The sequence below is a fragment of the Streptomyces niveiscabiei genome (assembly GCF_001419795.1).
GTDB lineage: Bacteria > Actinomycetota > Actinomycetes > Streptomycetales > Streptomycetaceae > Streptomyces > Streptomyces niveiscabiei.
Genome location: NZ_LIRL01000181.1, coordinates 1 through 23,398, shown reverse-complemented (window position 1 = coordinate 23,398; position 23,398 = coordinate 1). Strand labels below are relative to the sequence as shown.

19 protein-coding genes are annotated in these 23,398 nt (G+C 70.4%); 15 read left to right on the top strand and 4 right to left on the bottom strand.

What is annotated here, in order from left to right:
- The 5 genes from AOK24_RS10035 to AOK24_RS10015 all read left to right on the top strand — a co-directional run.
- The coding region (locus tag AOK24_RS10035; RefSeq protein ID WP_240553769.1) for an SRPBCC family protein at window positions 1-538 on the top strand (538 nt) is incomplete at its 5' end.
- Window positions 539-578: 40 nt separating this feature from the next.
- Window positions 579-1,049: an SRPBCC family protein gene (locus tag AOK24_RS10030; protein WP_055719705.1), complete on the top strand. Its 471-nt coding sequence runs from the start codon at window positions 579-581 to the stop codon at window positions 1,047-1,049.
- Window positions 1,050-1,086: 37 nt separating this feature from the next.
- Window positions 1,087-1,821, top strand: a complete 735-nt coding sequence (locus tag AOK24_RS10025) for an SDR family NAD(P)-dependent oxidoreductase (RefSeq protein ID WP_055719704.1) — start codon at window positions 1,087-1,089, stop codon at window positions 1,819-1,821.
- Entirely contained in the window at window positions 1,818-2,615 is a 798-nt protein-coding gene (locus AOK24_RS10020) for a class I SAM-dependent DNA methyltransferase (RefSeq protein WP_055719703.1), read from the top strand. The genes AOK24_RS10025 and AOK24_RS10020 overlap by 4 nt, the downstream gene beginning before the upstream one ends.
- 28 nt (window positions 2,616-2,643) lie before the next feature.
- On the top strand, window positions 2,644-3,726 hold the full coding sequence (locus AOK24_RS10015) for a ScyD/ScyE family protein (protein WP_240553767.1): 1,083 nt from the start codon (window positions 2,644-2,646) through the stop codon (window positions 3,724-3,726).
- A 17-nt stretch (window positions 3,727-3,743) separates the two neighbouring features.
- Here AOK24_RS10015 and AOK24_RS10010 read toward each other — a convergent pair whose 3' ends face one another.
- Window positions 3,744-4,496, bottom strand: coding sequence for a DUF899 domain-containing protein (locus AOK24_RS10010; RefSeq protein ID WP_055719701.1), 753 nt, complete (start codon window positions 4,494-4,496; stop codon window positions 3,744-3,746).
- Between the two features lie 173 nt (window positions 4,497-4,669).
- Between AOK24_RS10010 and AOK24_RS10005 the strand changes: the two genes are divergently transcribed.
- From AOK24_RS10005 to AOK24_RS09985, 5 genes are all read left to right on the top strand, one after another.
- Complete coding sequence (locus AOK24_RS10005) at window positions 4,670-5,641, top strand: DUF1702 family protein (RefSeq protein ID WP_055719700.1); 972 nt, start codon at window positions 4,670-4,672, stop codon at window positions 5,639-5,641.
- A gap of 64 nt (window positions 5,642-5,705) precedes the next feature.
- Window positions 5,706-7,553 (top strand): CRTAC1 family protein, encoded by a 1,848-nt coding sequence (locus AOK24_RS10000; protein ID WP_055719707.1) that lies wholly within the window; start codon window positions 5,706-5,708, stop codon window positions 7,551-7,553.
- 5 nt (window positions 7,554-7,558) lie between these two features.
- Entirely contained in the window at window positions 7,559-8,527 is a 969-nt protein-coding gene (locus AOK24_RS09995; protein WP_240553765.1) for an enediyne biosynthesis protein, read from the top strand.
- Window positions 8,524-14,373 carry a type I polyketide synthase gene (locus AOK24_RS09990; RefSeq protein ID WP_055719698.1) on the top strand — a complete coding sequence of 1,950 codons (5,850 nt, stop codon included), beginning with the start codon at window positions 8,524-8,526 and terminating at the stop codon, window positions 14,371-14,373. The genes AOK24_RS09995 and AOK24_RS09990 overlap by 4 nt, the downstream gene beginning before the upstream one ends.
- Before the next feature lie 62 nt (window positions 14,374-14,435).
- On the top strand, window positions 14,436-14,894 hold the full coding sequence (locus AOK24_RS09985; RefSeq protein ID WP_055719706.1) for an acyl-CoA thioesterase: 459 nt from the start codon (window positions 14,436-14,438) through the stop codon (window positions 14,892-14,894).
- A gap of 32 nt (window positions 14,895-14,926) precedes the next feature.
- On the opposite strand, the gene AOK24_RS09980 is transcribed toward AOK24_RS09985, so the two are convergent.
- The gene (locus tag AOK24_RS09980) at window positions 14,927-15,991 is read right to left on the bottom strand and encodes a cobalamin-independent methionine synthase II family protein (protein WP_055719697.1); all 1,065 of its coding nucleotides are present in this window, start codon (window positions 15,989-15,991) and stop codon (window positions 14,927-14,929) included.
- A gap of 283 nt (window positions 15,992-16,274) precedes the next feature.
- On the bottom strand, window positions 16,275-17,030 hold the full coding sequence (locus tag AOK24_RS09975) for a helix-turn-helix transcriptional regulator (protein WP_055719696.1): 756 nt from the start codon (window positions 17,028-17,030) through the stop codon (window positions 16,275-16,277).
- Between the two features lie 796 nt (window positions 17,031-17,826).
- On the opposite strand from AOK24_RS09975, the gene AOK24_RS09970 reads away from it, so the two are divergent.
- Window positions 17,827-18,513, top strand: coding sequence for a hypothetical protein (locus AOK24_RS09970; RefSeq protein ID WP_055719695.1), 687 nt, complete (start codon window positions 17,827-17,829; stop codon window positions 18,511-18,513).
- Window positions 18,514-18,581: 68 nt separating this feature from the next.
- On the opposite strand, the gene AOK24_RS09965 is transcribed toward AOK24_RS09970, so the two are convergent.
- Window positions 18,582-19,619 (bottom strand): LacI family DNA-binding transcriptional regulator, encoded by a 1,038-nt coding sequence (locus AOK24_RS09965; RefSeq protein ID WP_055719694.1) that lies wholly within the window; start codon window positions 19,617-19,619, stop codon window positions 18,582-18,584.
- Between the two features lie 186 nt (window positions 19,620-19,805).
- Here AOK24_RS09965 and AOK24_RS09960 point away from each other — a divergent pair, with 186 nt between their 5' ends.
- The 4 genes from AOK24_RS09960 to AOK24_RS09945 form a co-directional block, all read left to right on the top strand.
- Entirely contained in the window at window positions 19,806-20,678 is an 873-nt protein-coding gene (locus tag AOK24_RS09960; protein ID WP_055719693.1) for a carbohydrate ABC transporter permease, read from the top strand.
- Window positions 20,675-21,496 carry a carbohydrate ABC transporter permease gene (locus tag AOK24_RS09955; RefSeq protein WP_055719692.1) on the top strand — a complete coding sequence of 274 codons (822 nt, stop codon included), beginning with the start codon at window positions 20,675-20,677 and terminating at the stop codon, window positions 21,494-21,496. Before AOK24_RS09960 ends, AOK24_RS09955 begins: the two co-directional genes overlap by 4 nt.
- A 23-nt stretch (window positions 21,497-21,519) precedes the next feature.
- Complete coding sequence (locus tag AOK24_RS09950) at window positions 21,520-22,770, top strand: ABC transporter substrate-binding protein (protein WP_055719691.1); 1,251 nt, start codon at window positions 21,520-21,522, stop codon at window positions 22,768-22,770.
- A 28-nt stretch (window positions 22,771-22,798) separates the two neighbouring features.
- The coding region (locus AOK24_RS09945) for a glycoside hydrolase family 78 protein (protein ID WP_478078763.1) at window positions 22,799-23,398 on the top strand (600 nt) is incomplete at its 3' end.

Here is a 23,398-nt window from a genome sequence, read left to right as displayed (position 1 = left end):
CCCCTCCCGCCCACGGACAGAAGCGGAGTTCATGATGAGCGGTTCGCTCAGCGCCCTCGGAACGGCATCGCGCACGGCACGCACGGCGAAGCTGAGCCGGGTCCTTCCGGCGACACCCGACGAGGTGTGGCGGGCCTGGACCGAACCGGACCGGCTGCCCCACTGGTTCGGGCCGATCCTGAAGGGCGTACCGGGGCCCGACGCGGAGTACGTCCTCGAAGGCCGCGGCGCGCACGGCGACACCATCGTCTGCCGGGTCCTGGCCTGGGAACCGGCCACCCGGCTGCGGGTGACCTGGCGCTACACCGGCGAGACCGACTCCGAACTGCGGCTGGACCTGGCCCCCACGGACGACGGCACCCGACTGCTCCTGGAACACGTGGGATTCGGCCCGGAGGCCGACCCGGTCGACTACGCGGCCGGCTGGCACATGTACACCGACAACCTGGAAGCACATCTCGCCGGTACGCCCGGAGTGGCGGACTCCGACGCGCGCTGGATGGAACTGATGCCCGTCTACGCCGCATCCGCCGACTGAGTCCACAGAACAGAAGAACAGAGCGAGGAGAGAGCACGGCATGAGCACCACCGACGAGAACCCCACCCCCGAGGACGCCGTCCAGGTCCCCGACATCCTGCATTCCACGCTGGTCCGCGCGGCGCCCGAGGCGGTGTTCGCCCTGCTGTCCAGCGGCTCGGGCTGGGACAAGTGGTTCACCGACGGCTCGACCTTCGACCCGGCCGAGGGCAGCCCGGTGCACCTGGTCTGGCGCGGATGGACCGACGACGGCAGTGATGTCACCGACGACGGGGTGGTCATGGAGTGCGTGCCGAACGAACGCTTCGCGCTCACCTGGGGCACACCGCCGTCGCTGGTCACCTTCACCACCGCCGAGCACCCGGACGGCACCTGGCTCACGGTGGTGGAGACGGGCCTGCCGCAGACCGCGGCCGGTCTCGCCCGGTTCGGGCAGTGCGCGACCGGCTGGGGCGAGGCCCTGACACTCGTCCGCTGCTACGCCGAACACGGAATCCGCCTGTCCACCTGAGCGGGCACCACCCCCGCCGACACAGGAGCTGATGTCCATGACAGACCCTCGCACACCGTCGCGCGTCGCTCTGGTCACCGGCGCCAGTACCGGGCTCGGCGAGACCGTCGCCGAGTTCCTCGGCGGCGCAGGCTGGCGACTGGTGCTCACCGCGCGGACCGAGTCCGACCTGACGGCGGTCGCCAAGCGGCTCACCGACCGGGGAGTCACCGTCGTGGCGGTGGCGGGGGACGTGGGGGAGGCCGCGCACCGGGAGCGGCTGATCGCGGAGGCCGGCTCGCTGGGACGCCTCGACTGGCTGGTGAACAACGCCTCCCAGATGGGGGTCAGTCCGATCAGACCGCTCCTCGACCACCCGGTGGACGCGTTCGAGAAGGTGCTCCGCACCAACGTGGTCGCTCCCGTGGCACTGGCGCAGCTCGCCCTGCCGCTGCTGCGGGAGACGGGCGGGCTGGTGGTGAACCTCTCCAGCGAGGCGGCCGTGGACGTGTTCCCGTGCGCGGGCATCTACGGGGCCAGCAAGGCCGCCCTCGACCAAGCCTCGCGCATCATCGCGGCGGAGCTGGCCGACACCGGCGTAGGGGTCACCTCGGTCGACCCCGGCGGCATCCGCACACGTGGCTATGCGGAGGCGGAGCCCGGGTTCGACCTGTCGGGCGTGCCGGCACCGGACGTGACGCTGCCGTTCTGGACGTGGCTGGCGCAGACGCCGTCCGGAGCGGTCTCCGGCCGGCGGTACCTGGCGCAGGCCGGCCCTTGGGACGCCCGGTGAGCCCCCGGCCGGAGGCAGCCGACGGGTACGGGGCTCCGTACAGCGCGCTCGCTCAGGTCTACGACCGGTGGATGGCCGCCGACCGCGTCCCGTACGACCAGTGGTTCCGCTTCGCAGAGAAACGATTTGCCGAGTCCGGCCTGACGGTGCGGAGCGTGCTCGACGTCTGCTGCGGCACCGGTACGACGATCAAAGCGCTACAGGACCACGGCTACGAGGTCACCGGCGTCGACGCCTCCGCCTCGATGCTGGAGGTCGCCCGCACCCGCACCGCCCCCGGCACCGGACTGCTCCGCCTGACCGTGCCCGATGAGCGCCTCGCGGAGCTGGGCCCCTTCGACGCGGCCCTCGTCTGCTTCGACGGGGCGAACTACCTGACGGGGGAGGACGCCCTCGCCGCCACCCTGCGTCAGCTCGCCCGGGCGCTCAGGCCCGAAGGGGTGCTCATCTTCGACCTGAGCACCCGGCGGACCTTCGAGGAAATCGCCGCCCTGGGCGAATTCGGCGAGGACTTCGGCGACTTCGCCTACATCTGGAACACCCGGCACGAGCCGGACACATCCGCGTACGACTACCTCGTGTCCCTCTTCGTACCCGAGGGAGAACTGTTCCGGCGATCGGTCGAGCACCACGCGCAGCGCCATTTCACCCGCGACGAAGTCCGCAACGCACTGAGCGCCACCGGATTCACCGACATCACCGTCTCGGACAACTACACCGAGCGAGAAGCCACCGACACCACCCGGCGGGAGACCTGGAGCGCCCGCCGCGCGACCGGCACCACTCCACGATGACGCTCAGGGGGCTTTGATGCTGCGCCGTTTGTGTACCGCCACACTCGCCACCGCCGTGTTCTGCGGCCTGATGACCGGCACCGCCTCGTCGGCCGGGGCGGGCGGACGGCTCGACGTGGTCGCCGAGAACCTGGTGACCCCGCGCGGGCTCACCTGGGACGCCCGCGCCGGACGCGTCCTGGTCGCCGAGGCGGGCCGGGGCGGACCCAGCCCGTGTGCGCCCGGCGTGGGCGGATACCCCGCCTGCTTCGGCGCCACGGGCGCCGTCACCTCCTACACCCCGGGGAAGAAGGGCGGGACCGAGCGCATCGCCACCGGTCTCCCCTCGGTGATCAACGAATTCAGTGTGCTCGGACTGCACGACGTCGACGCGAGCCATGGGCGGATCTCCGTCGTCTTCGGTCTCGGCGGTCACATGGCCACCCGCGACGGTCTCGGCCCCGCGGCACGGGGACTCGCGCAGACCGGCACCGTCGACCGCGAGGGCCGCCTCCACCCGGTCGGGGACCTCCTCGCGTTCGAGCAGCGGGACAACCCGCACCCCGCGGACGTCAACGCCAACGCGTACGGGATCGTCCGGGTGCCGGGCGGCACCCTGGTCGCGGAGGCCGGCGGCAACAGCATCCTGTCGGTGACCGACAACGGATCGGTCCGCATGGTCGCCCTGATGCCCGATCAGATCGTCGACGGAGCGCCACTCGAATCGGTGCCGTCGACCATCGTGAAGGGCCCCGACGGCGCCTACTACATCAGCGAGTACAGCGGTGAGCCGACCCGGTTGGGAAAGGCCCGGATCTGGCGCATGGCACCCGGCCGCAAGCCGGCCGTCATGACGGGAGGGTTCACCGGCATCATCGATCTCGCCTTCGACCGTCAGGGACGGATGCTCGTGCTCGAACTGGCCGAGAAGGGCTTCGACTCGCCCGACCGCACCGGCAAGCTGGTGCGCGTCGAACGGGACGGCCGGCGGACGGTCCTGGCACGGGAGGGACTGGAGCACCCCGGCGGCGTCACCGTGGCTCCCAACGGCGACATCTACCTGACCAACCGCACGACGTCACTCGGCGAGGCGAACGGCCAGTTGTTGCGGCTGCGCCCGGGCCGGCCGTGACGCCGGCCCGGACGGCGTCAGCTGTCGCAGTGGCCGCAGCCGTCCCGGTCGCTCCCGTCGGCGTAGTCGTCGTGGTGGCGGATCCAGTGCATGATCCCCGCCTCCTCCTGGCGCCCGAGCGGAGTCAGGTCCAGATAGTTGAAAGTGCCGTTGAGGAGATCGGTGCCCCGCGAGTACGTCGAGTACGTGTGGAACACCCTCTCGTTCTCGTGGAGGAAAACGCTCAGACCGTGCTGCTCTCCACTCAGGGCCCAGGAGCCGATTCCGGCCTCCCGCAACTCGTCCTTCGTGCGGAAATTGAAGAGAACCGGCGCCACGGATTCATCCATGGTGACGTGGAAATCGTAATTGAACGACGTTCCGTGGGACGAGAACCAGGGAAACGTCCACCCCATGCGTTCACGGAATTTCGTGATCGTCGCGAGCGGCGCGCGGGAAATCGCGGCGAATGACGTACGGGCCGCGTGCAGATGCGCCAAGTGGCCGATGTTGTCGGCCAGGAGCGAGCACCCGGTGCAGCCGGCCTCCCAGTCGGGGTCCAGCATGAAGTGGTAGACGATGAGTTGCTTACGGCCGTCGAACAGGTCGACGAGAGTGGACGAGCCGTCCGGCCCGTCGAAGACGTACGGCTCGGTGATCTCGACCATCGGCAGGGCCCGGCGCTGAGCGCTGAGCGCGTCCCGTTCCCGGTCGAACTGCTTCTCCCGTGCCAGCAGTTCCTTGCGGGCCGCTAACCATTCTTCCCTGGACACAATCGCCGGACTGTCCATTCCGGGCCTCGCTTTCGTTGCACTTTCCCAGCAGGGGGAACCTTACCGGAACAACTGCGGCGGCAAGCGCAGGGAGCGCACATTGTGAGTAGACAGTGGCCCGGAACCGGCGGGTACATTCGGCAGGTCTTTCCCGCACCGCCTCAGACGTCCGAACGAGGGGGTACCGAACAGTGACGGCTGCATTACGGGCGCTCCGGCGCCGAATACTGACCCCCGCCCTGTCCAGCACGAGTCTGGAAGTCCGCGGATTCCGGAAAAAGAACCCAGCGGCCCAGGAACTGCTGGAAACCATCGGCCGCAGCTTCCTCGAAGGCTACGGACAGATCGTCGCAGCACCGGATGCGAGGGCCGCGGAGCCCCGGTTGGAGGCGATTCCCAGGCAGTTCAGGGGATTCGCCTACGAAGGCGCGGCCATGGGCTGCACCATCATGGACGCGCTGCCCGGCAGCCGGGGACGGCGCCTGAGCGGCCTGCTCGCCGGACGCGGCGGCGCGCACACGTACATGGCGTACGTCGGCATCGGCTGGGCCATGGCGCGGCTGCCGCGCATGCTGCACCCGGACGTCCGCAAGACGGACCCCCTCCTGAGATGGCTGATCCTGGACGGATACGGCTTCCACCAGGCGTACTTCCACACCGACCGCTTCGTCCACGGACAGCGACGCGAACAGAAGCTGCCCTGGCCGCAGGACCAGACGTCGTACGCGCACCGCGCCGTGGACCAGGGGATCGGCCGGGCGCTGTGGTTCGTCGGCGGCACCGACGTCGACACCGTCCTGGCCCTCACCAGCGCCTTTGCGCCCGCCCGGCGCGGTGACCTCTTCAGCGGGGTGGGACTCGCCGCGACCTACGCGGGCGGGGCCGACGCGGACGAACTGCTGCGCCTGCGGGAGCGCGCCGGGGAGTACCGGCCCCAACTCCTCCAGGGCTCGGCGTTCGCCGCGGAGGCGCGCGAACACGCCGGACTGACGGTGCCGCACACCCGTCTCGCCACCGAGGTGCTGTGCGGCATGGAACCTCACGAGGCGGCACGCGTCTGCCGGGAGACGCGGCCGGGCGTGCCCGACCGCGTGGACACGCCCGCCTACGAGACATGGCGCCAACGCATAGCCGGAGCACTGGTCCCCGACGGAAGGTGCTAGCCACGTGACCACCGTGCGATCCCGCCTCTACCTGAAGCTGCCAGGAATCGTCGCCGTCCTGCTCATGGTGGTGACCTACGTCGTGGTGCGTCCCGCGACGCCGTCCGCCGCCGAGACGGACAGACGGGCGACCGCCTTCGCCTTCACCCCGAAGACCATCGCCATGCCGGCAGGCTACGACCAGCAGGACATCCGCAAGGTCAACAAGGCCTACCGGCACATCGAGGCGTGGATCTCCTCCGTGGGCGCCGGCATCGCCATGAACGACGTCGACGGCGACGGTTTCTCCAACGACCTCTGCGTCACCGACCCCCGGATCGACCAGGTCGTCGTGACCCCCGCGCCCGACGAACGCGGCGACCGCTACGCGCCGTTCGTCCTCGCCCCCGCTCCGCTCCCCATGGACGGTCTGATGGCCCCGATGGGCTGCGTCGCCGGTGACTTCAACGAGGACGGGCGCAGCGACCTGCTGGTCTACTACTGGGGCCGCACCCCGATCGTCTTCCAGGCCCGGCCCGGCCGGGACGCCCTGACCGCCGACTCCTTCGAACCCGTCGAACTCGTCGCCGGCGCAGGCGGAACCCGCTACACAGGGCCCCGGTGGCACAGCAACGCGGTGACGATCGCCGACTTCGACGGCGACGGCCACGACGATGTCTTCATCGGGAACTACTTTCCCGACAGCCCTGTGCTCGACCCGTCCGTGCGGGGCGGTGTGGTCATGAACGACTCGCTCTCCAACGCCCTCAACGGCGGCGAGGACCACATCCTGCGCTGGACCGAGGAGGGTTTCGTCCAGGCGAAGGACGTCATGCCCCGCGAGATGCGCGTCGGCTGGACCCTCGGCGCCGCCGCCACCGACCTGGACGGCGACCAACTGCCCGAGCTGTACGTCGCCCACGACTTCGGCACCTCGCGGCTGCTGCACAACAGGTCGAAGCCCGGCAGCATCACGTTCGGCGAGGTCAAGGGCGCGCACACCCCGATGGTGCCCAAGTCCAAGCGCATCGGAGCAAGTTCCTTCAAGGGGATGGGGATCGACTTCGGGGACCTGAACCAGGACGGGCTGTACGACATGTTCGTCTCCAACATCACCACCTCCTTCGGTCTCCAGGAGAGCAACTTCTCGTTCATGAGCACCGCCGACGGAACGGACGACGTGCGGGCCCGGATGAGCCGGGGCGAGGCGCCGTACGTGGACCGCAGCGGCCCTCTCAACCTCGCCTGGTCGGGCTGGGGCTGGGACGTCAAGATGGGCGACTTCGACAACGACAGCCGGCTGGAGATCACCCAGGCCACCGGCTTCGTCAAGGGCCGGCACAACCGCTGGGCCCAGCTCCAGGAACTGGCCACCTCCAACGACGGCCTGGTCGCCCACCCCGGCTGGTGGCCCCACGTCAGGAAGGGCGACGACCTGGCCGGCTCCCAGACCATGCGGTTCTTCGCCAGGACACCGGGCGGCGACTACGCGAACCTGTCGGACCGGCTCGGCCTGGCCGTACCCGTCCCCACCCGGGGCATGGCCGTCGGGGACTCCAACGGCGACGGCAGGCTCGACCTCGCGGTGGCACGGCAGTGGGGCGAACCCGGCTTCTACCTGAACGAGAGCCCGAAGGCCGGCGACTTCCTGAGCCTGAAACTGACCCACCCCTCCGGATCGCCGGTCGTCGACGCCCAGGTGTCCGTGACCCTGCCCGACGGCACCCGGCGGGTCAGCCGGGTCGACGGCGGCGGCGGTCACTCCGGCAAGCGCAGCCACGACGTGCACATCGGCCTCGGCGAGCACGGCGACACACCCCTGCCGGTGAGTCTGAGGTGGCGCGACCGCTCCGGCGCGGTCCACGAAGAAGCCCTGCGGCTGCCCCCGGGCCGGCACGACCTCCGGCTCGCGTCCGACGTCAAGGAGAAGTGACCGAGATGACCGAGGCACCCACACCCCCACGGCACGACCCGAAGATCGTCACCGCGCTGCGCCGGTTCGCCATCTCGATCACCGTGCTCAACATCGCCGGGTACACCGTGCTCGGCTTCGAACAGCCCTGGCTGTGGCCCCTCATCGCCGTCGCCGTCGGCTATTCCGTCGAAACGGGCCTCGAACTGATCGGCGCCCGGGTCGAGAACCGCCGGCCCCGCTTCGCCGGGAGCGGGACGAAAGGGGTCCTGGAGTTCCTGTACCCCAGCCACATCACCGCGCTCGCCGTCAACATGCTGCTCTACGTGAACGACCGGCTGTGGGTGATGGTCCTCGGGGTCGTCGTCGCGGTCTCGGCCAAGTGGGTCCTGCGCGCACCCGTGCGGGGCAAGCCGCGGCACTTCATGAACCCGTCGAACTTCGGCATCACGGTGGTACTGCTGCTGTTCCCCTGGGCCAGCATCGCGCCTCCGTACCAGTTCACCGAGTACACCGACGGGGCGGTCGACTGGATCATCCCCGCCGTGATCGTCGCCCTGGGTACCCTCCTCAACGCGAAGCTCACCGGACGCATGTGGCTGATCGGCGGATGGCTGGGCGTCTTCGTCCTCCAGGCCGTGCTGCGAGGAGTCCTCTTCGGCACCGCGATCCCGCCGGCCCTGGGGATGATGACAGGAGTGGCCTTCGTCCTGTTCACCAACTACATGATCACGGACCCCGGCACCACTCCGTCGCGGCCTGTCGCCCAGGCCGCCTTCGGAGGCGGCGTCGCGGCGACGTACGGGATCATGACCGGGCTGGGCATCGCGTACGGGCTGTTCTTCGCCACAGCCGTGGTCTGCCTGGTGCGCGGCGGCTACCTCTGGCTGGTGCATCTGCGCACCGCGCCGACCGGTACGAGCACGGTGCCGGTGACGGCCATCGAGACCCAGGACGTCTCCACAGGGGCCGGGAAGGCACCGGTGTCGGCATGACCCGCGTAGCGATCGTCGGCATGGCCTGCCGGTTCCCGGACGCCGCGTCCCCCCGCGAACTGTGGGAGAACGCGCTGGCCGGCCGGCGCGCCTTCCGCCGCATCCCGGACGTACGCATGCGCCTGGACGACTACTGGGACCCGGACCCGGCCGCCCCCGACCGGTTCTACGCACGTACGGCTGCCGTCCTGGAGGGCTACGCCTTCGACCGCGTCGCGCACCGCGTCACCGGGAGCACCTACCGCTCCACCGACCTCACGCACTGGCTCGCCCTGGAGACCGCCGGCCGGGCGCTCGCCGACGCCGGATTCCCCGACGGCGGCGGACTGCCGCGCGCCCGGACCGGCGTCGTCGTCGGCAACACCCTCACCGGGGAGTTCACCCGGGCCGCGGGCATGCGGCTGCGCTGGCCGTACGTACGCCGCGTACTCGCGCAGGCGCTGCGCGGCCAGGACTGGGACGACGACCGGCTCGCCGTGTTCCTCGACGGCGTCGAGAAGACCTACAAGCAGCCGTTTCCTGCGATCGACGAGGACTCGCTCGCGGGGGCCCTGTCGAACACCATCGCCGGGCGGATCTGCAACCACTTCGGACTGGGCGGCGGCGGGTACAGCATCGACGGCGCCTGCTCCTCCTCGCTGCTCTCGGTCACCACCGCCGCCGGCTCGCTGCTGAGCGGCGATCTGGATGTCGCCGTCGCCGGCGGCGTGGACCTGTCCATCGATCCGTTCGAGACCGTCGGCTTCGCCAAGACCGGCGCCCTCGCCCGCTCCGAGATGCGTGTGTACGACCGGGGCTCCAACGGATTCTGGCCCGGCGAGGGCTGCGGCATGGTCGTCCTGATGCGTGACGAGGACGCCCGCGCGGCCGGACTGCGCCGCTACGCCACGATCGCGGGATGGGGCGTTTCCTCGGACGGGCAGGGAAGCATCACCCGCCCCGAGTCGGGCGGTTACCGGCTGGCCCTGGCACGCGCCTACGAACGGGCCGGATTCGGGATCGACACCGTGCCCTTCTTCGAGGGGCACGGCACCGGCACCCCGGTGGGCGACGCCAACGAACTCGGTGCCCTCACCGCCGCACGCGCGGAGGCCGATTCCGGCGCACCGGCCGCCGCCATCGGCTCGGCCAAGGCCATGATCGGCCACACCAAGGCCGCCGCCGGAGTCGCCGGACTGATCAAGGCGGTGATGGCGGTGGACGCCGGGCTGCTGCCGCCCACCATCGGCTGCCAGGAACCGCACGAACTGCTCACCGGACCCGGAGCCGGCCTGCGCGCGCTGCGCACCGCCGAGCCATGGCCCCGTGACCTGCCACGGCGCGCCGGGGTCACCGCGATGGGCTTCGGCGGCATCAACACCCATGTCGTCCTCGACAAGGAGACGCCGCCCCACCACCGGGCACCCAGCCGACGCCATCTCACGCTCGCCGGTTCCCTCCAGGACTGCGAGCTGCTCCTCCTGGACGGCGCCTCGCCGGCCGAGTTGCGCGAACGCCTCACCAGGGTGGCCGACCTCGCTCCCCGGCTGTCCTACGCGCAACTCGCCGACCTGGCTCACACCCTCCAGCTCGACCTGCGTGAACTGCCGTGGCGCGCGGCTGCGGTGGTGACCTCGCCGGAGGACGCCGAGCGCCGGCTGCGGCAGTTGACCGACGCGCTGGAGCAGGATCCGGGCCCTCTTGTCACCCTCGACGACCGGGCCTTCGTCGGAAGCCTGCGAGGCGAGGCCCGACGCATCGGCTTCCTCTTCCCCGGCCAGGGTTCCGGCCGGGGTACCGACGACGGCTCGCTCCGCCGGCGCTTCGCACAGGCCGCCGACGTCTACGAGCGGGCCGGGCTGCGCGGCGACGGCGACCCGGTCGCGACCGAGGTGGCGCAGCCGCGGATCGTCACCGCCGCCACCGCCGGACTGCGCGTGCTCGACTGGCTCGGTGTGGAGGCCGAGTCGTCGGTCGGGCACAGCCTGGGCGAACTCGTCGCCCTGCACTGGGCCGGAGCGCTGGACGAGGCGCTGCTGTCGGAGGCGGCCCGGGTACGCGGCGAGGCCATGGCCGCGTACGGGGAGCCCGGCACCATGGCGTCGCTGTCAGAAAGCCCCGAGCGGGTACGGGCGTTGACCGACGGCCTCGATGTGGTCATCGCCGGGTACAACGGACCCGAGCGGACGGTCGTCGCCGGGCCGGGCGACTCCGTGGCGGCCGTCACCGAGCGAGCCGCCCGTGAGGGCGTCGCCTGTACGCGTCTCGCGGTGTCCCACGCCTTCCACTCCCCGCTGGTCGCATCGGCCGCCGACGTCTTCGGGGACTGGCTGGACGACACGCGGTTCGGACCGGTGCGGCGCCGGGTGCTGTCCACCGTGACCGGGCAGGAACTGGCCGAGGACACCGACCTCGGCAAGCTGCTGCACCGGCAGATCACCGATCCCGTGCTCTTCACCCAGGCGGTCCAGGAGGCGGCCCGGGACGTCGACCTGTTCGTCGAGGTGGGGCCGGGGCAGGCGCTCAGCTCCCTGGCCACCGAGGCGACCGGCGTCCCGTCCGTCGCGCTGGACACGGACGAGCGGTCCTTGCGCGGTCTGCTCCGGGTCGCGGGGGCCGCGTACGTGATCGGCGCCCCGCTGATGCACGAGCGGCTGTTCACGGACCGGCTCACCCGGCCCTTGGACCTCGACGCCGAGCTCGACTTCCTGGCGAGCCCGTGCGAGAGCATCGCGCCGGACGGGCTGCCTGACGTGCCGTCCACGGGGGAGCGGGACACGGACTCCGCCCTGCCGCCCCGCGGACAGACACCTGAGGCCGGCGACATCGAGCCCTCCGTGGAACCGGAGGGCGGCCAGGGGCAGTCGGCCATCGAGGTGTTGCGGGCCCTGGTGGCCGAGCGGGCCGAACTCCCCGTGGAGCTGGTGCGGGACGACAGCAGCCTCTTGGACGATCTGCACATGAGCTCCATCACGGTGGGGCAGATCGTCAACCAGGCGGCCACCTGCCTCGGACTCGCCACCGCACACGCCCCGGCCAACTTCGCCACCGCCACCCTGGCCGAACTCGGCGAGGCGCTGGATTCGCTGGCCGCCACGGGCCCGGACCGGGAAGCCGGAACGACGCCGGCCGCGCTGGGCGCCGCCCCCTGGGTGCGCGCCTTCGCCGTGCACCTGACCGAGGAGCGGCCCCCCGCCTCGCGGGCCGAAGCGACCGACGGCGACTGGGAGTTGTTCGCGGCGGAGGGACACCCGTACGCCGAGGAACTGCGCGGCGCACTGCGCGCCGCCCGAGTCGGGCCCGGCGTACTGGTGTGCCTGCCACCGCGGTGCCCCCGCGACCGGCTGGCGCTGGTCCTCGACGGCGCGCGGCGGGCCCTCGCGGGCGAGGCCGGCCGGCGTTTCGTCCTGGTCCAGGAGGGGCTCGGCGCGGCCGGTCTCGCGAAGTCCCTCCATCTGGAGGCTCCGCACCTGCGAACCACGGTCGTGGACACCCCGGCGGCCGACGACGTCGTGGAGCGGATCACCGCAGAGGTGGCGGCCACCACACGGTTCACGGAGGCGTGCTACGACACCTCCGGAACACGCCGGGTACCCGTGCTGCGCGTCCTGCCCGTGCGCGGCGAGCAGGCGGACGAGGTGCTGGACGCCACCGACGTCCTCCTGGTCACCGGGGGCGGCAAGGGGATCACCGCGGAGTGCGCGCTCGCGGTGGCAGCGCGGACCGGGGCCGCCGTAGCGGTCGTGGGCCGCTCCGACCCGGCACGCGACGAGGCGCTCGCGGCCAACCTGCGGCGCATGACGGACCGCGGCGTCCGGGTGGGCTACGCCCGCGCGGATGTCACCGACCCGGAGCGGGTGAGCGCGGCGGTCGCCGAACTGACCGCCGAACTCGGGCCCGTCACCGCAGTGCTGCACGGCGCCGGACGCAACGAACCCGCCGCGCTCGCCGATCTGACGCAGGAGGACTTCGAGCGCACCCTCGCGCCCAAGGTCGACGGCCTGCGGGCCGTCCTCGCGGCGGTCGACCAGGACGCCCTGAAGCTGCTGGTCTGCTTCGGCAGTGTGATCGGCCGTACCGGACTGCGCGGCGAGGCCCACTACGCCACCGCCAACGAGCGGCTCGCCGACCTGGCCGAACGAGTGGCCGCCAGGTCGCCGGACTGCCGTGTGCGGTGCGTGGAGTGGTCCGTGTGGTCCGGAGTCGGCATGGGCGAGAAACTGTCCGTCGTCGAGTCGCTGGCCCGCGAGGGCATCGCGCCGATCTCCCCGGACCAGGGCGTGGAGATGCTGCTGCGCCTGATCACCGATCCGGACGTTCCGCCGGTCACCGTCGTCACCGGCCGTACGGGAGAGCTGGACACACTGCGCCGGGAGAGCCCCCCGCTGCCCCTGCACCGGTTCACCGTCGCGCCGCTGGTCCGCTACCACGGTGCCGAGCTGGTCACGGAGACGGAGCTGAATGTGGGCACCGACCCGTATCTCGCGGACCACGTGCTCGACGGCAACCTGTTGTTCCCCGCGGTGATCGGTATGGAGGCGATGTGTCAGGTGGCCGCGGCGGCCACCGGGTGGGGCGGCGTCCCGGTCCTGGAGGACGTGCGCTTCCTGCGCCCCGTCGTGGTGCCCCCCGACGGCACGGCCCGCGTCCGGATCGCCGCCACCGTCACGGACGCGGACACGGTCGAGGTCGTTCTGCACGCGGAGGAGTCCGGATTCGTCGCCGAACACTTCCGGGCACGGTTGGTGTTCTCCGGCCCACCGGTACCCGAAGGGCCGCCCCTGCCCGGCGGGCCGGGCCACGGGGACGTACCGCTGGATCCGGCGGTGGATCTCTACGGCGACGTGCTCTTCCAGGGCGACCGGTTCCGGCGGCTGCGTCGCTTCCACCGTGTCTCGGCGCGGAACGTGGACGCGGACCTGTCGATCGCGGAGACGTCGGACTGGTTCGCTCCCTACCTTCCGGGCGGGCTGCTGCTGGCCGATCCGGGCATGCGGGACGCGTTGATGCACGGCAACCAGGTGTGCGTCCCCGATGCCACCTTGCTGCCGTCGGGCATCGACCGCTTGTTCCCCCTCGCCGCGGGTGCCGAAGTCCCCGAGGAGCTCCGCTACCGCGCGGTCGAGCGGGAGAGGAAGGGCAACACGTACGTGTACGACATCGCGGCTTACACCCCCGACGGACGCGTCGTGGAACGGTGGGAAGGGCTGCGCCTGACGGCGGTGCGCACGGGTGCGCGCAGCGGAGCGTGGGCCGCTCCCCTGCTCGCGTCCCATCTGGAACGAACCGTGGAGGAACTGACCGGGCAGCAGCCGGCCATCGCGGTGGAACCGGACACGGAGCAAGGGGCGTACGAGGTGTCCGAGGCCGCCGCGGTGAGCAGTTCGAGGACGGCGCGGGCCGCGAGCCGTGCCCTGGGCACTGCCGCCATCGTCACCTACCGGCCGGACGGCCGGCCCGAACTGTCCGGGGGCTTGGCCGTGTCCGCCTCTCACACGGCCGGGTGGACGCTGTGCGCGGTGGCCGAAGCCGCCGCCGTGGGCTGTGACATCGAACGTGTCACGGCTCGGTCGACGGCTGAGTGGGAAGGGCTGCTCGGCGGCCACGCCCCGCTGGCCGCGACAGCGGCGAAGGAGACGGGAGACGGTTACGACGCCGCGGCCACTGCCGTGTGGGCCGCCCTGGAGTGCATGCAGAAGGCCGGCTTCACCACGCATGCCCCGCTCTCACTGACTCCGCGCACGGTCGAGGGCTGGACGGTGTTCGCCTCGGGCCGGTTGCGCGTGGCGGTCCTGGTGACGCGGCTCAAGGGGGTGCCGGAACCGGTGGCGGTCGCGGTCCTCGTCGCGACGAAGCCACGTCCCTGACGACCACCCCCCCCGTACCTGTGCGGCGGGTTCTGCACGACTCGGAAAGGGAGGACAGGTTCGTGGCGGACCACTTCGAGTACCGGCATGTCGTCGGCTTCGAGGAGACCAACCTCGTCGGCAACGTCTACTACGTCAACTACCTGCGCTGGCAAGGGAGGTGCCGCGAGCTGTTCCTGAGCACCCATGCCCCGGAGGTGCTCGCCGACATCCTCGCGGATCTCAAGCTGTTCACCCTGAAGGTCGACTGCGAGTTCTTCGCCGAGATCAGCGTGTTCGACGAGCTGTCCATCAGGATGAGACTGGCCGAACTCCGCCAGACACAGCTGGAGTTCACCTTCGACTACGTCCGGCTCGGCCCCGAGGGCTCCGAGCGGCTCGTCGCCCGGGGCAGGCAACGGGTCGCGTTCATGAGAGGCCCGAACACGGCCACGGTGCCGGCTCCGGTACCCGAACCACTGGTCCGGGCACTGGAGGCGTACGTTCCGTCATCCCGGCCCCGTACCGGGTGGAGCTCATGACCGGTCTTCCGCCACCGACGCGGTGGCCGGCCTCAACGGCCCAGTGCCTGAGCGGCCAGCAGAGTTCCCTTGACCCGAGCCTCGATCTTGGCGAACGCGAGATCGCGGGAGGTGGAGGTGTCATCGGCGAACGGGGAGAACCCGCAGTCGTCGCACGTGCCCAGCTGGTCGACGGGGAGGAAGCGGGCGGCGAGCAGGATCCGGTCGCGCACTTCCTCGGGTGTCTCGACGGTGGTGCTGATCGGGTCGGTCACCCCGATGAACACCCGGATACCGGGCCGGAGCTGAGCAGCGATGATCTGAAGCACGCGTTCGGGGTCGTCTTCGCTGGCCAGCTGTACGTAGAAGTTGCCCACCTCCAGCCGGAAGAGTTCGGGCAGCAGCTCCGCGTAGTCGACGTCCAGGCTGTGGGTGGAGTCGTGGTCGCCGCCCGGGCAGGTGTGTACGCCGAGCCTGGTCCGGTCGTCCTCGGTGAACCGGCTGAGTACCTGGTTGTTGAGCGCGATGAAAGTCTTCAGGAGTTCCCCGCTCGGGTCGAGCTTGAGCGAGAGACGGCCTTCGGTGAAGTCGAGCTGCACCCGGTGCGCACCGGCGTCGAGACACCCGCGGATGTCACTCTCCGCTTCATCGGCCAGGTCCTGGAGGAATGCCTCGCGGGAGTAGCCGTCGAGCGGTTCGCCCGGATACAGCAGGCTGAGGGCCGAAGGTGCGATCACGGCCTGCTTGAGTGGGCGGTCGGTGTGGCGCTGGGCGCTGCGCACGTAGGTGCCCGCATGGACCTGGTAGCGGAACGGTCCCGAGGTCAGGTGGGGTAACTGCCGGGTGTGGCCGTCGGCGAACGGGATGACGGCGCCTGCCGGGTCGAGGGTGGTGAGACCCATGATCGGGTAGGTGGCGAAGCTGGGCTTGGCCTGTTCGCCGTCGACGAGCACGGGGCAGCCCAGCTCTTCCAGCCGGGCGAGGGTGTCGGCTGTGGCCTGGTCCTGGAGTTTCGCCAATTCGTCGTCGCTCAGGCGCCCTTGTGCGTGTTCGGCGAGGGCTGTCTGGAGGGCGAGGGGACGGGGAATGCTGCCGATCGGCTCGGTGGGGATGCTCATGCGGCGAACCATAGGAAGCCCCATCTGCCCGGGCAAGAGGACCACAGTCGTCATGCCGACGGCCCGCCGGGGTGGGTGCCTGCACCGGAATGCGGTATCACCGCACGTGGCGGCCCCTCAGGTGGCCGCAGCGGTCGCCGACGCGCTCCGGAACGGTCGACGGCAGGGGTACGGAAAGATCACCCGCACCGGGTGATGTCGGTGAGCGCAGGTTTACGCGGCCTTCCGCGAGGGGACGACCGCCGCCTTTGATCGGCCGACGCGGCTCTCCGCCGGATCGTCCTCAGCCGATCGGGGCTGGATACAGCCTTCGGTGGGGCGCCGAGCAGAAACGAAGAGCGGCCAGCTCTGCCGGGTACAGGCGGATCGCGACCGGATCCGGTTCACGGTCCGCAGGCGTGGTGAACGGCCCGACGCCGCCGACCGCCGGGGTGTGCCCCAACCGACGCCCCTCACCGCCGCTCTGCGTCACGGAACGTGCCAGCACATGCCAGTTCCCCGTAGGCACATGGTCGAGTACGAAGGCACCGGGGCGGGGCAGCACCGTACAACGCACCGGGTGACCGTTCGGGACGGGGGAGGGGAAGAGCCCCACGAAGACCACTCCGGACTGGTCCGCGGTGGGCGCTTGTACATGTCCGCGAAGCGGCATCGGAACCGGCGCAGCGGTATTGCCCCCCTGCGGGTCCGTGGAGGCCAGGAGGTTCACGGAGCGCATCCGCCGATATGTAGACGGTGTGACACCCGTACAGGACTTGAAACATGAGCTGAAGGTTCCGACGCTGCTGTATCCGACGGCGTGGCTGATCTCGGCTATGTTGAGCCGGGAATCGGAGAGGAGCCGCTTCGCCTCCTCGAAGCGGACGGCTCTGAGGAAACGCCTGGGGGAGACACCGATCAGGTGTGTGAACTCCCGACTGAAGTGGAACCTGCTGAAGCCGGCCGCCTGGGTTACGCCGTCTATCGTCAGGTCTTCCCTGAAGTTTTGGCACATGTCAGCTATCACGTGGACGACGGCTCGCGTAATTGCAGTCTCCATAACCTCTCCCTCATCAGGAAATTTAGTCATCGAAGATCTGAGCGCGCAAACATGAGGTGCACGAGTAGGCGAGTGACTGGACGACACCAGCAGGGAAGAGGCGATTCAGGCAGCGGGGCAGCCGTCGTACGCGGAAGTGCGCTGGGGCGTGAAGCGCCGCGTTGGATCAGTTTGCCGTGAATGCAGGATCTGGAGGTCCCGCCGACGGCCTCTGCAACCTGATCGGGGAGGGCGGGGGCAGCCAAAGATGATAAACCGCAGTGCGGGCACCCGGAAGCGGTGGCGCAGTAGAGATTTTCATCTGTCCCCCTGAAGCGAATATGCCCCGCCGGGCGGGGCAGTGGTTACTCCAGACCTATCCATCACGGAAGTTCACGACCAGGGAGTACTGGTTAGTTGGCTTGATGGTGACGCGAGTTGACCGAAAAGCACGTCCGGGGTCTCGCTTCGGCGACGCTGAGATGTTCATTCCTTCTCCGGCCCGGAAATCCATGGGCTCCAGTCAACCCCTGAATTCGGTTCAGGGGCTAATTCCGTGAAGCAGCCGTGGCCCCCGAGGCCCGCGAATGCGGGATCGGGAGTGAACTGAGGTGGCGGCAGAGCTCCGGCTGGCTGTCTGTCGGCAGCGGCCAACCTCACCAACCGCTCGGCCACCGGCGTCCCTCTCCCGTGAGCTCTGTGGGAGGACCAATCGGCCAGGGGCATCGGGCACTGCGTATCCAGGTGAATGTGCGGGAACCAGCTCCAGACGGCAGCCGTACTCGTTAGCCTGGCAGCGAAGGGGAGGGCCGGTCAGGTGACGACGCTGGTCGTGGGTTTTCGGCTGGGCAATGACGCGATCGGTCGGCAGGTGACGGTCTTGGTGACCGAGTCCGGAGTTCTGCACCGCGCGCATGGCGTGTACGGGAAGTCGTCGAGGCTGTCGAAGCCGGAACCGTCACGTGCGCTGGGCAGCCCGCTCCGCAGCTTCGAACGAGAGCACCCGCTGGCCCGTCCCATCGCCGATCTCCGCAAGCACCACGCCGACTACCTGAAGAGGGGCTACTCCCGTCTCCTCATCCCGCCCGCCGTCGTGCGCCTCGACATGGAGGAGTATCCGCCCCTTCAGGCGGTGCCCCATCGGGAGCTGATCGAGGCGTTCGTCAGTGCTGCTCCGAACAAGCCACAACCGCTCGACACCGCCATCGGGGCCTTCCGCACCACCCTTGGGCTGCCCACCCGGCCCGCGAACGTCTCCTGGGCTCCCCGCCCGCAGCCGCTGCCGCCGCGCGTCGAAGCGATGCTCCGCGCCCTCGAACGCGGCTCCTCGATCAGCGCTCCGCGAAGACTGCCGGTCGGGTGGACCGTCACGGGTGAGGAAGTGCGGCTCCATGTCGGCAGGACGGGCGAGACCCTCGACCGACGAGCGGTGATCGAACTCCAAGCGGCTCTCAGCGCATGGCTACGCTTCACGGACAAGTCCACTGGAGCGGGCAGTTGGTGAATTCCGACAAGTGAGGCGGGCCCTGGGTACGGTCGGTCTCGCGACGCATCCGGCGTCGGAAGAAAGCACTAAGACCCCGTCGGCGGCGCCCCCGTGCTGCCCCGAACCACCAGCGTCGGCGACAGCTTCACCTGTGCCGGAGCCTTCCCCCGGTCCTCGATGCGCTCCAGCAGCAGCCGTGCCGCGTTGTCCCCGATCTCGCGTCCGGCCTGGTCGACGCTGGTCAGGGAGACGGGGGCGAGGGACGCGAAGACCGTGTTGTCGTACCCGGCGAGCGAGATGTCGCCGGGGGCGGTCAAGCCTGCCTCGGCGAGGGCCTCCAGGACGCCCATCGCGACGACGTCCGCGCCCGCGAAGATCGCCGTGGGGCGTTCGGGGCGGGCCAGGAGCTGTCGGGCCCCCTCGTACCCGCCCGCGTGCGTGTAGCTCGTCGAGATGACGTCGTCGTCCAGCCCCCGCTCCCGCATCGCGCGCCGGTACCCGTCCGCCCGCAGCGCGTTGGGCATCTCGGCGAGCCGCGCCGGGTCGGTGTCGTGGTGCTCGATGTGGGCGATGCGGCGGTGCCCGAGCCCGGCGAGGTGTCCGACGACGAGCCCGGCGCCCGCCACGTCGTCGTCCACGACCGTGTCGTACGCGGCGGAGTGCCCGTGCCGCCCGACGACGACCGTCGGTACGGCGGACGCGACCCGCTCCAGGTGGGCCCGCGAGGAGACGGGCGCGATGAGGACCAGCCCGTCCATGCCCCGGTCGACCATCGCCTCCGTGACCCGCCCCTCCGCCTTCTCGCCGTTGCAGCCGGGACCCAGGAACACCTGGTAGTCGGTGTCCGCGAGGCCTCCGGTGATCCCGTCGAGGATCTCGGGGAAGAAGGGGTTGCGGATGTCGGGCAGCATGACCCCGATCGTGTACGTCCGCCCCCGCAGCCCCCGCGCGGCGGCGAGCGGCCGGTAGCCCAGCTCCTCGATGGCGCGCCGGACCTTGGCCCGCATCTCGGGGCTCGCGCCGTACGCGTTGCGCAGCACCTTGGAGACCGCGGTCGTCGACACCTGGGCGTGCCGGGCGACGTCGACGATCGTGACGCGGCGCGGCGGCGTGGGCGGGGCCATCCCGGGTTCCTCCGGTCGGAGTGGGAAACGTTGCCCGACAGTGTACTGCGCAGCGTCTTGACGTCCCCCACCTCCGTCCTTAGGGTCTGGCAACACCCCTTGGGAAACGTTACCCATTCCCGTCCCCGCACCGAGCCGCCCCCGAGCCGCACCGCTCAGTGAAACGTTCCATGGAAGAGGTGGGCCGTGACCACCCGACCCAAGACCACCCCGCCCTGGTGGTTCGCCCTCCCCGCGCTCCTGCTGTTCGCCTTCGTCGTCCTGGTCCCCAGCGCCCGGGGCGTCTACTACGCCTTCACCGACTGGGACGGCCTCGACCCGGGCTTCTCCTTCGTCGGCCTCGGCAACTTCGCGGACATGCTCGACGACCCCGACGCGCTCGCCGCCGTCCGCCACACCCTGCTGATCGCCGTCGCCGTCGCCGTCACCGTCGTGCAGAACGGTCTCGGCCTGCTGCTGGCCCTCGGCGTGAACTCGGCGATCAAGTCCCGCAACCTCCTGCGGGTCCTTCTCTTCGCGCCGGCGGTCATCACCCCGATCGTCACCGCCTACCTGTGGCGCAACCTCCTCGGCCCCGACGGCGCGGTCAACAGCGCGCTCGGCGGCCGGGGGCAGGACTGGCTCGGCGACCCCGAGCTCGCCCTGTGGTCCGTCGTCGGCGTCGTCGTCTGGCAGTTCGCCGGGTACTCGATGGTCATCTTCCTCGCCGGGCTCCAGTCCGTGCCGAAGGAGCTCCACGAGGCCGCGCAGCTCGACGGCGCGGGCCCGGTCCGGCGGTTCTGGTCCGTCACCCGGCCCCTGCTCGCCCCCGCCCTCACCATCAACCTGATGCTGTCGGTCATCGGCGGCATCAAACTCTTCGACCAGGTCTACGCGCTCACCGGCGGCGGACCCGGCCACGCCACCGACACCATCTCCACCCTGATCTACAAGGACGCCTTCACCCTCGGCGAGTTCGGCTACAGCATCGCCCTCGCCGTCGTCCTCACGATCGTCGTCGCGGTCGTCTCCACCGGCCAGTACGCGCTGCTGGCCCGCAGCGAGAGGTCCGCGTCATGACCCGCTACCGCCCCCGCACCCTGATCCTCGAACTCGCCATGACGGCCGCCGCGCTGTTCGTCGCGTTCCCCGTGTACGTCCTCGTCAACCTGGCCGTACGCCCCGCCTCCGACACCTCCTCACCGCTCACCCCGACCGCCTCCCCGACGCTGGACAACTTCCGCCAGGCGTGGCAACAGGGTGCGCTCGGCGGCGCGCTCGGCAACAGCGTCCTCGTCACCGCGTGCAGCGTCGCCATCGTCCTCGCCGTGTCCTCGCTCGCCGCCTACCCGCTGGCCCGCGTCACCGCCCGCTGGTCGCGCGGCACGTATCTGCTGGTCCTCCTCGGCCTCGTCCTCCCTTTCCAGCTGGGCGCGCTGCCGCTGTACCAGACGATGCGCGACCTCGGACTGCTGGGCACCCCGTGGGCGCTGGTCCTCTACTACGCGGGCCTCCAGGTGCCGTTCACCGTCTTCCTCTACACCGGGTTCCTGCGCGCCCTGCCCCGGGACTTCGAGGACGCCGCGCTGATCGACGGCTGCACCCCGCTCAAGGGCTTCCGGTACGTCGTCCTGCCCCTGCTCAAACCCGTCACGGTCACCGCGCTCGTCCTCAACACCGTCGCGGTCTGGAACGACTTCTTCACCCCCCTGCTGTACCTCAGCGGCAGCTCCCGGCAGACCATGCCGGTCGCGATCGCCGGGTTCGTCGGCCAGTACGTCACCGACTGGAACCTCGTCTTCGCGGCCCTGGTGATCAGCGTCCTGCCGGTCCTCGCCGTCTACTTCGTCCTCCAGCGCAGCATCATCGACGGCTTCGCCGGAGGGCTGCGGGGATGAGACCTCTCCGAGGGGGACACACCATGAAGAAACATGCTGTGCCCGCAGCGCTCCTGATCCTGCTCACCGCGTGCAGCGGCGGCACCAACGCGGGCGGCTCCGGCGGGAGCGCGCAGACCCTGACCCTCGCCTCCGTCGACCAGGGCTCGGTCGAGGACGTCGTCGCGGCGTTCGAGAAGGCCAACCCCGGCGTCGACGTCCGCTACACCACCAGCGGCGCCGACCAGTACCAGCAGCAGATCCGCACCCAGCTCGCCTCCGGCACCGCACCCGACGTGATGTCGGTGTGGCCCGGCAACGGCAACCCGGCCGCCACCCACGTCCTCGCCGGCCCCGGCTACCTCCGCGACCTCTCCGACCGCCCCTGGGCGAGCAAGCTGCCGGACCCGGTCAAGAGCGTCGCCCAGGACGACGGCAAGACGTACACGGCGATCTTCGGCCAGAACGGCATCGGCGCCATCTACAACCAACAGGCCCTCGACAAAGCCGCGTTGACCCCGCCCGACACCTGGAGCGGCCTCCTCGCGTTCTGCCGCGCCGCCCAGGCCAAGGGCACCCCCGCCTTCGCGCTCGGTCTCCAGGACAACTGGGTCGCCCAACTCGTCCAGTACGCCCTCGTCGCCACCACCGTCTACGGCCCCGACCGCGCCTTCGACCAGAAGATGCGGGCCGGGCAGGCCACCTTCGCGACCTCGCAGTGGACCACGGCCGTCGACCAGTACCTCACGATGCAGAAGTCGGGCTGCTTCCAGAAGAACCCCCTCGGCACCAGCTACGAGGCCAGCCAGCAACTCGCCGCCACCGGAAAGACCCTGGGACTCGTCCAGGGCAACTGGGTCATCGCGCTCCTCAAGGGGAAGAACCCGCAAGGCACCTTCACCTTCACGGCACTTCCCGCCACCGACGACCCGAAGCAGACCCTCGTCCCCGCCGCCGCAGGCGCCGGATACGGCGTCAACGCCAAGACGAAACACGAGCAACTCGCCCTGAAGTTCGTCGACTTCGTCATGTCCCCCGAGGGCATGAACCTCTTCACCGCCCGACAGGGCAGCCTCCCCACCCTCCCCGGCACCGGCAACAAAGCCGACCCCGCCCTCGCCGAACTCGCCACCTTCATCCGCACCGGCCGCACCGTCCCCTTCATGGACCAGCTCTGGCCCGACGCCAAGGTCCAGCAGACGATGCTCAGCGGCCTCCAGGAGATCTTCAGCGGCCAGTCCACCCCCGCGCGCCTCCTCCAGGAGATGGACGACGACTACCGGGCAGCCCGCTGACCACCCCCCACCACGAAAGGAAAACGGTGTGAACCATGGACCCGACCAGGGCCTCCCTCGCCGGACCGTCCTCGCCGCCACCGCCGGAGCGGTCGCCGTCGCGGGCGCAGGGCTCCCGGCGACCCCGGCAGCGGCGGCCCCTCGCACCCGGGACGGCGAGGTGACCGGCCTCACCGTCGAACACCGCGTCGACCCCATCGGCATCGACGCCACCACCCCCCGCTTCGGCTGGCGCACCCAGTCCCTCGCCCGAGGCAGAGCGCAGGGCGCCTACCAGATCCTCGTCGCCACCTCCCCCGACCGCCTCACCGCGACCCGCGCCGACGTCTGGAACAGCGGACGCGTCGACTCCGCCGACTCCGTCGCCGTCCGCTACCGGGGCCCCGCCCTGCGCCCCTCCACCCGCTACCACTGGACCGTCACCGTCTGGGACACCCACGGCCGCACCGTCGGCACCGCCCCCGTCGCCTTCTTCGAGACCGGCCTGCTCTCCACCGACGGCGTCACCGGCTGGGACGGCGCCCAGTGGATCGGCATGAAGGGCAAGACCCCCCACAGCCCCGGCGCCCCCCTCCTGCGCACCGAGGTCCCCCTGAGCTGTCGCCTATACACATCTGACGTTGACGAC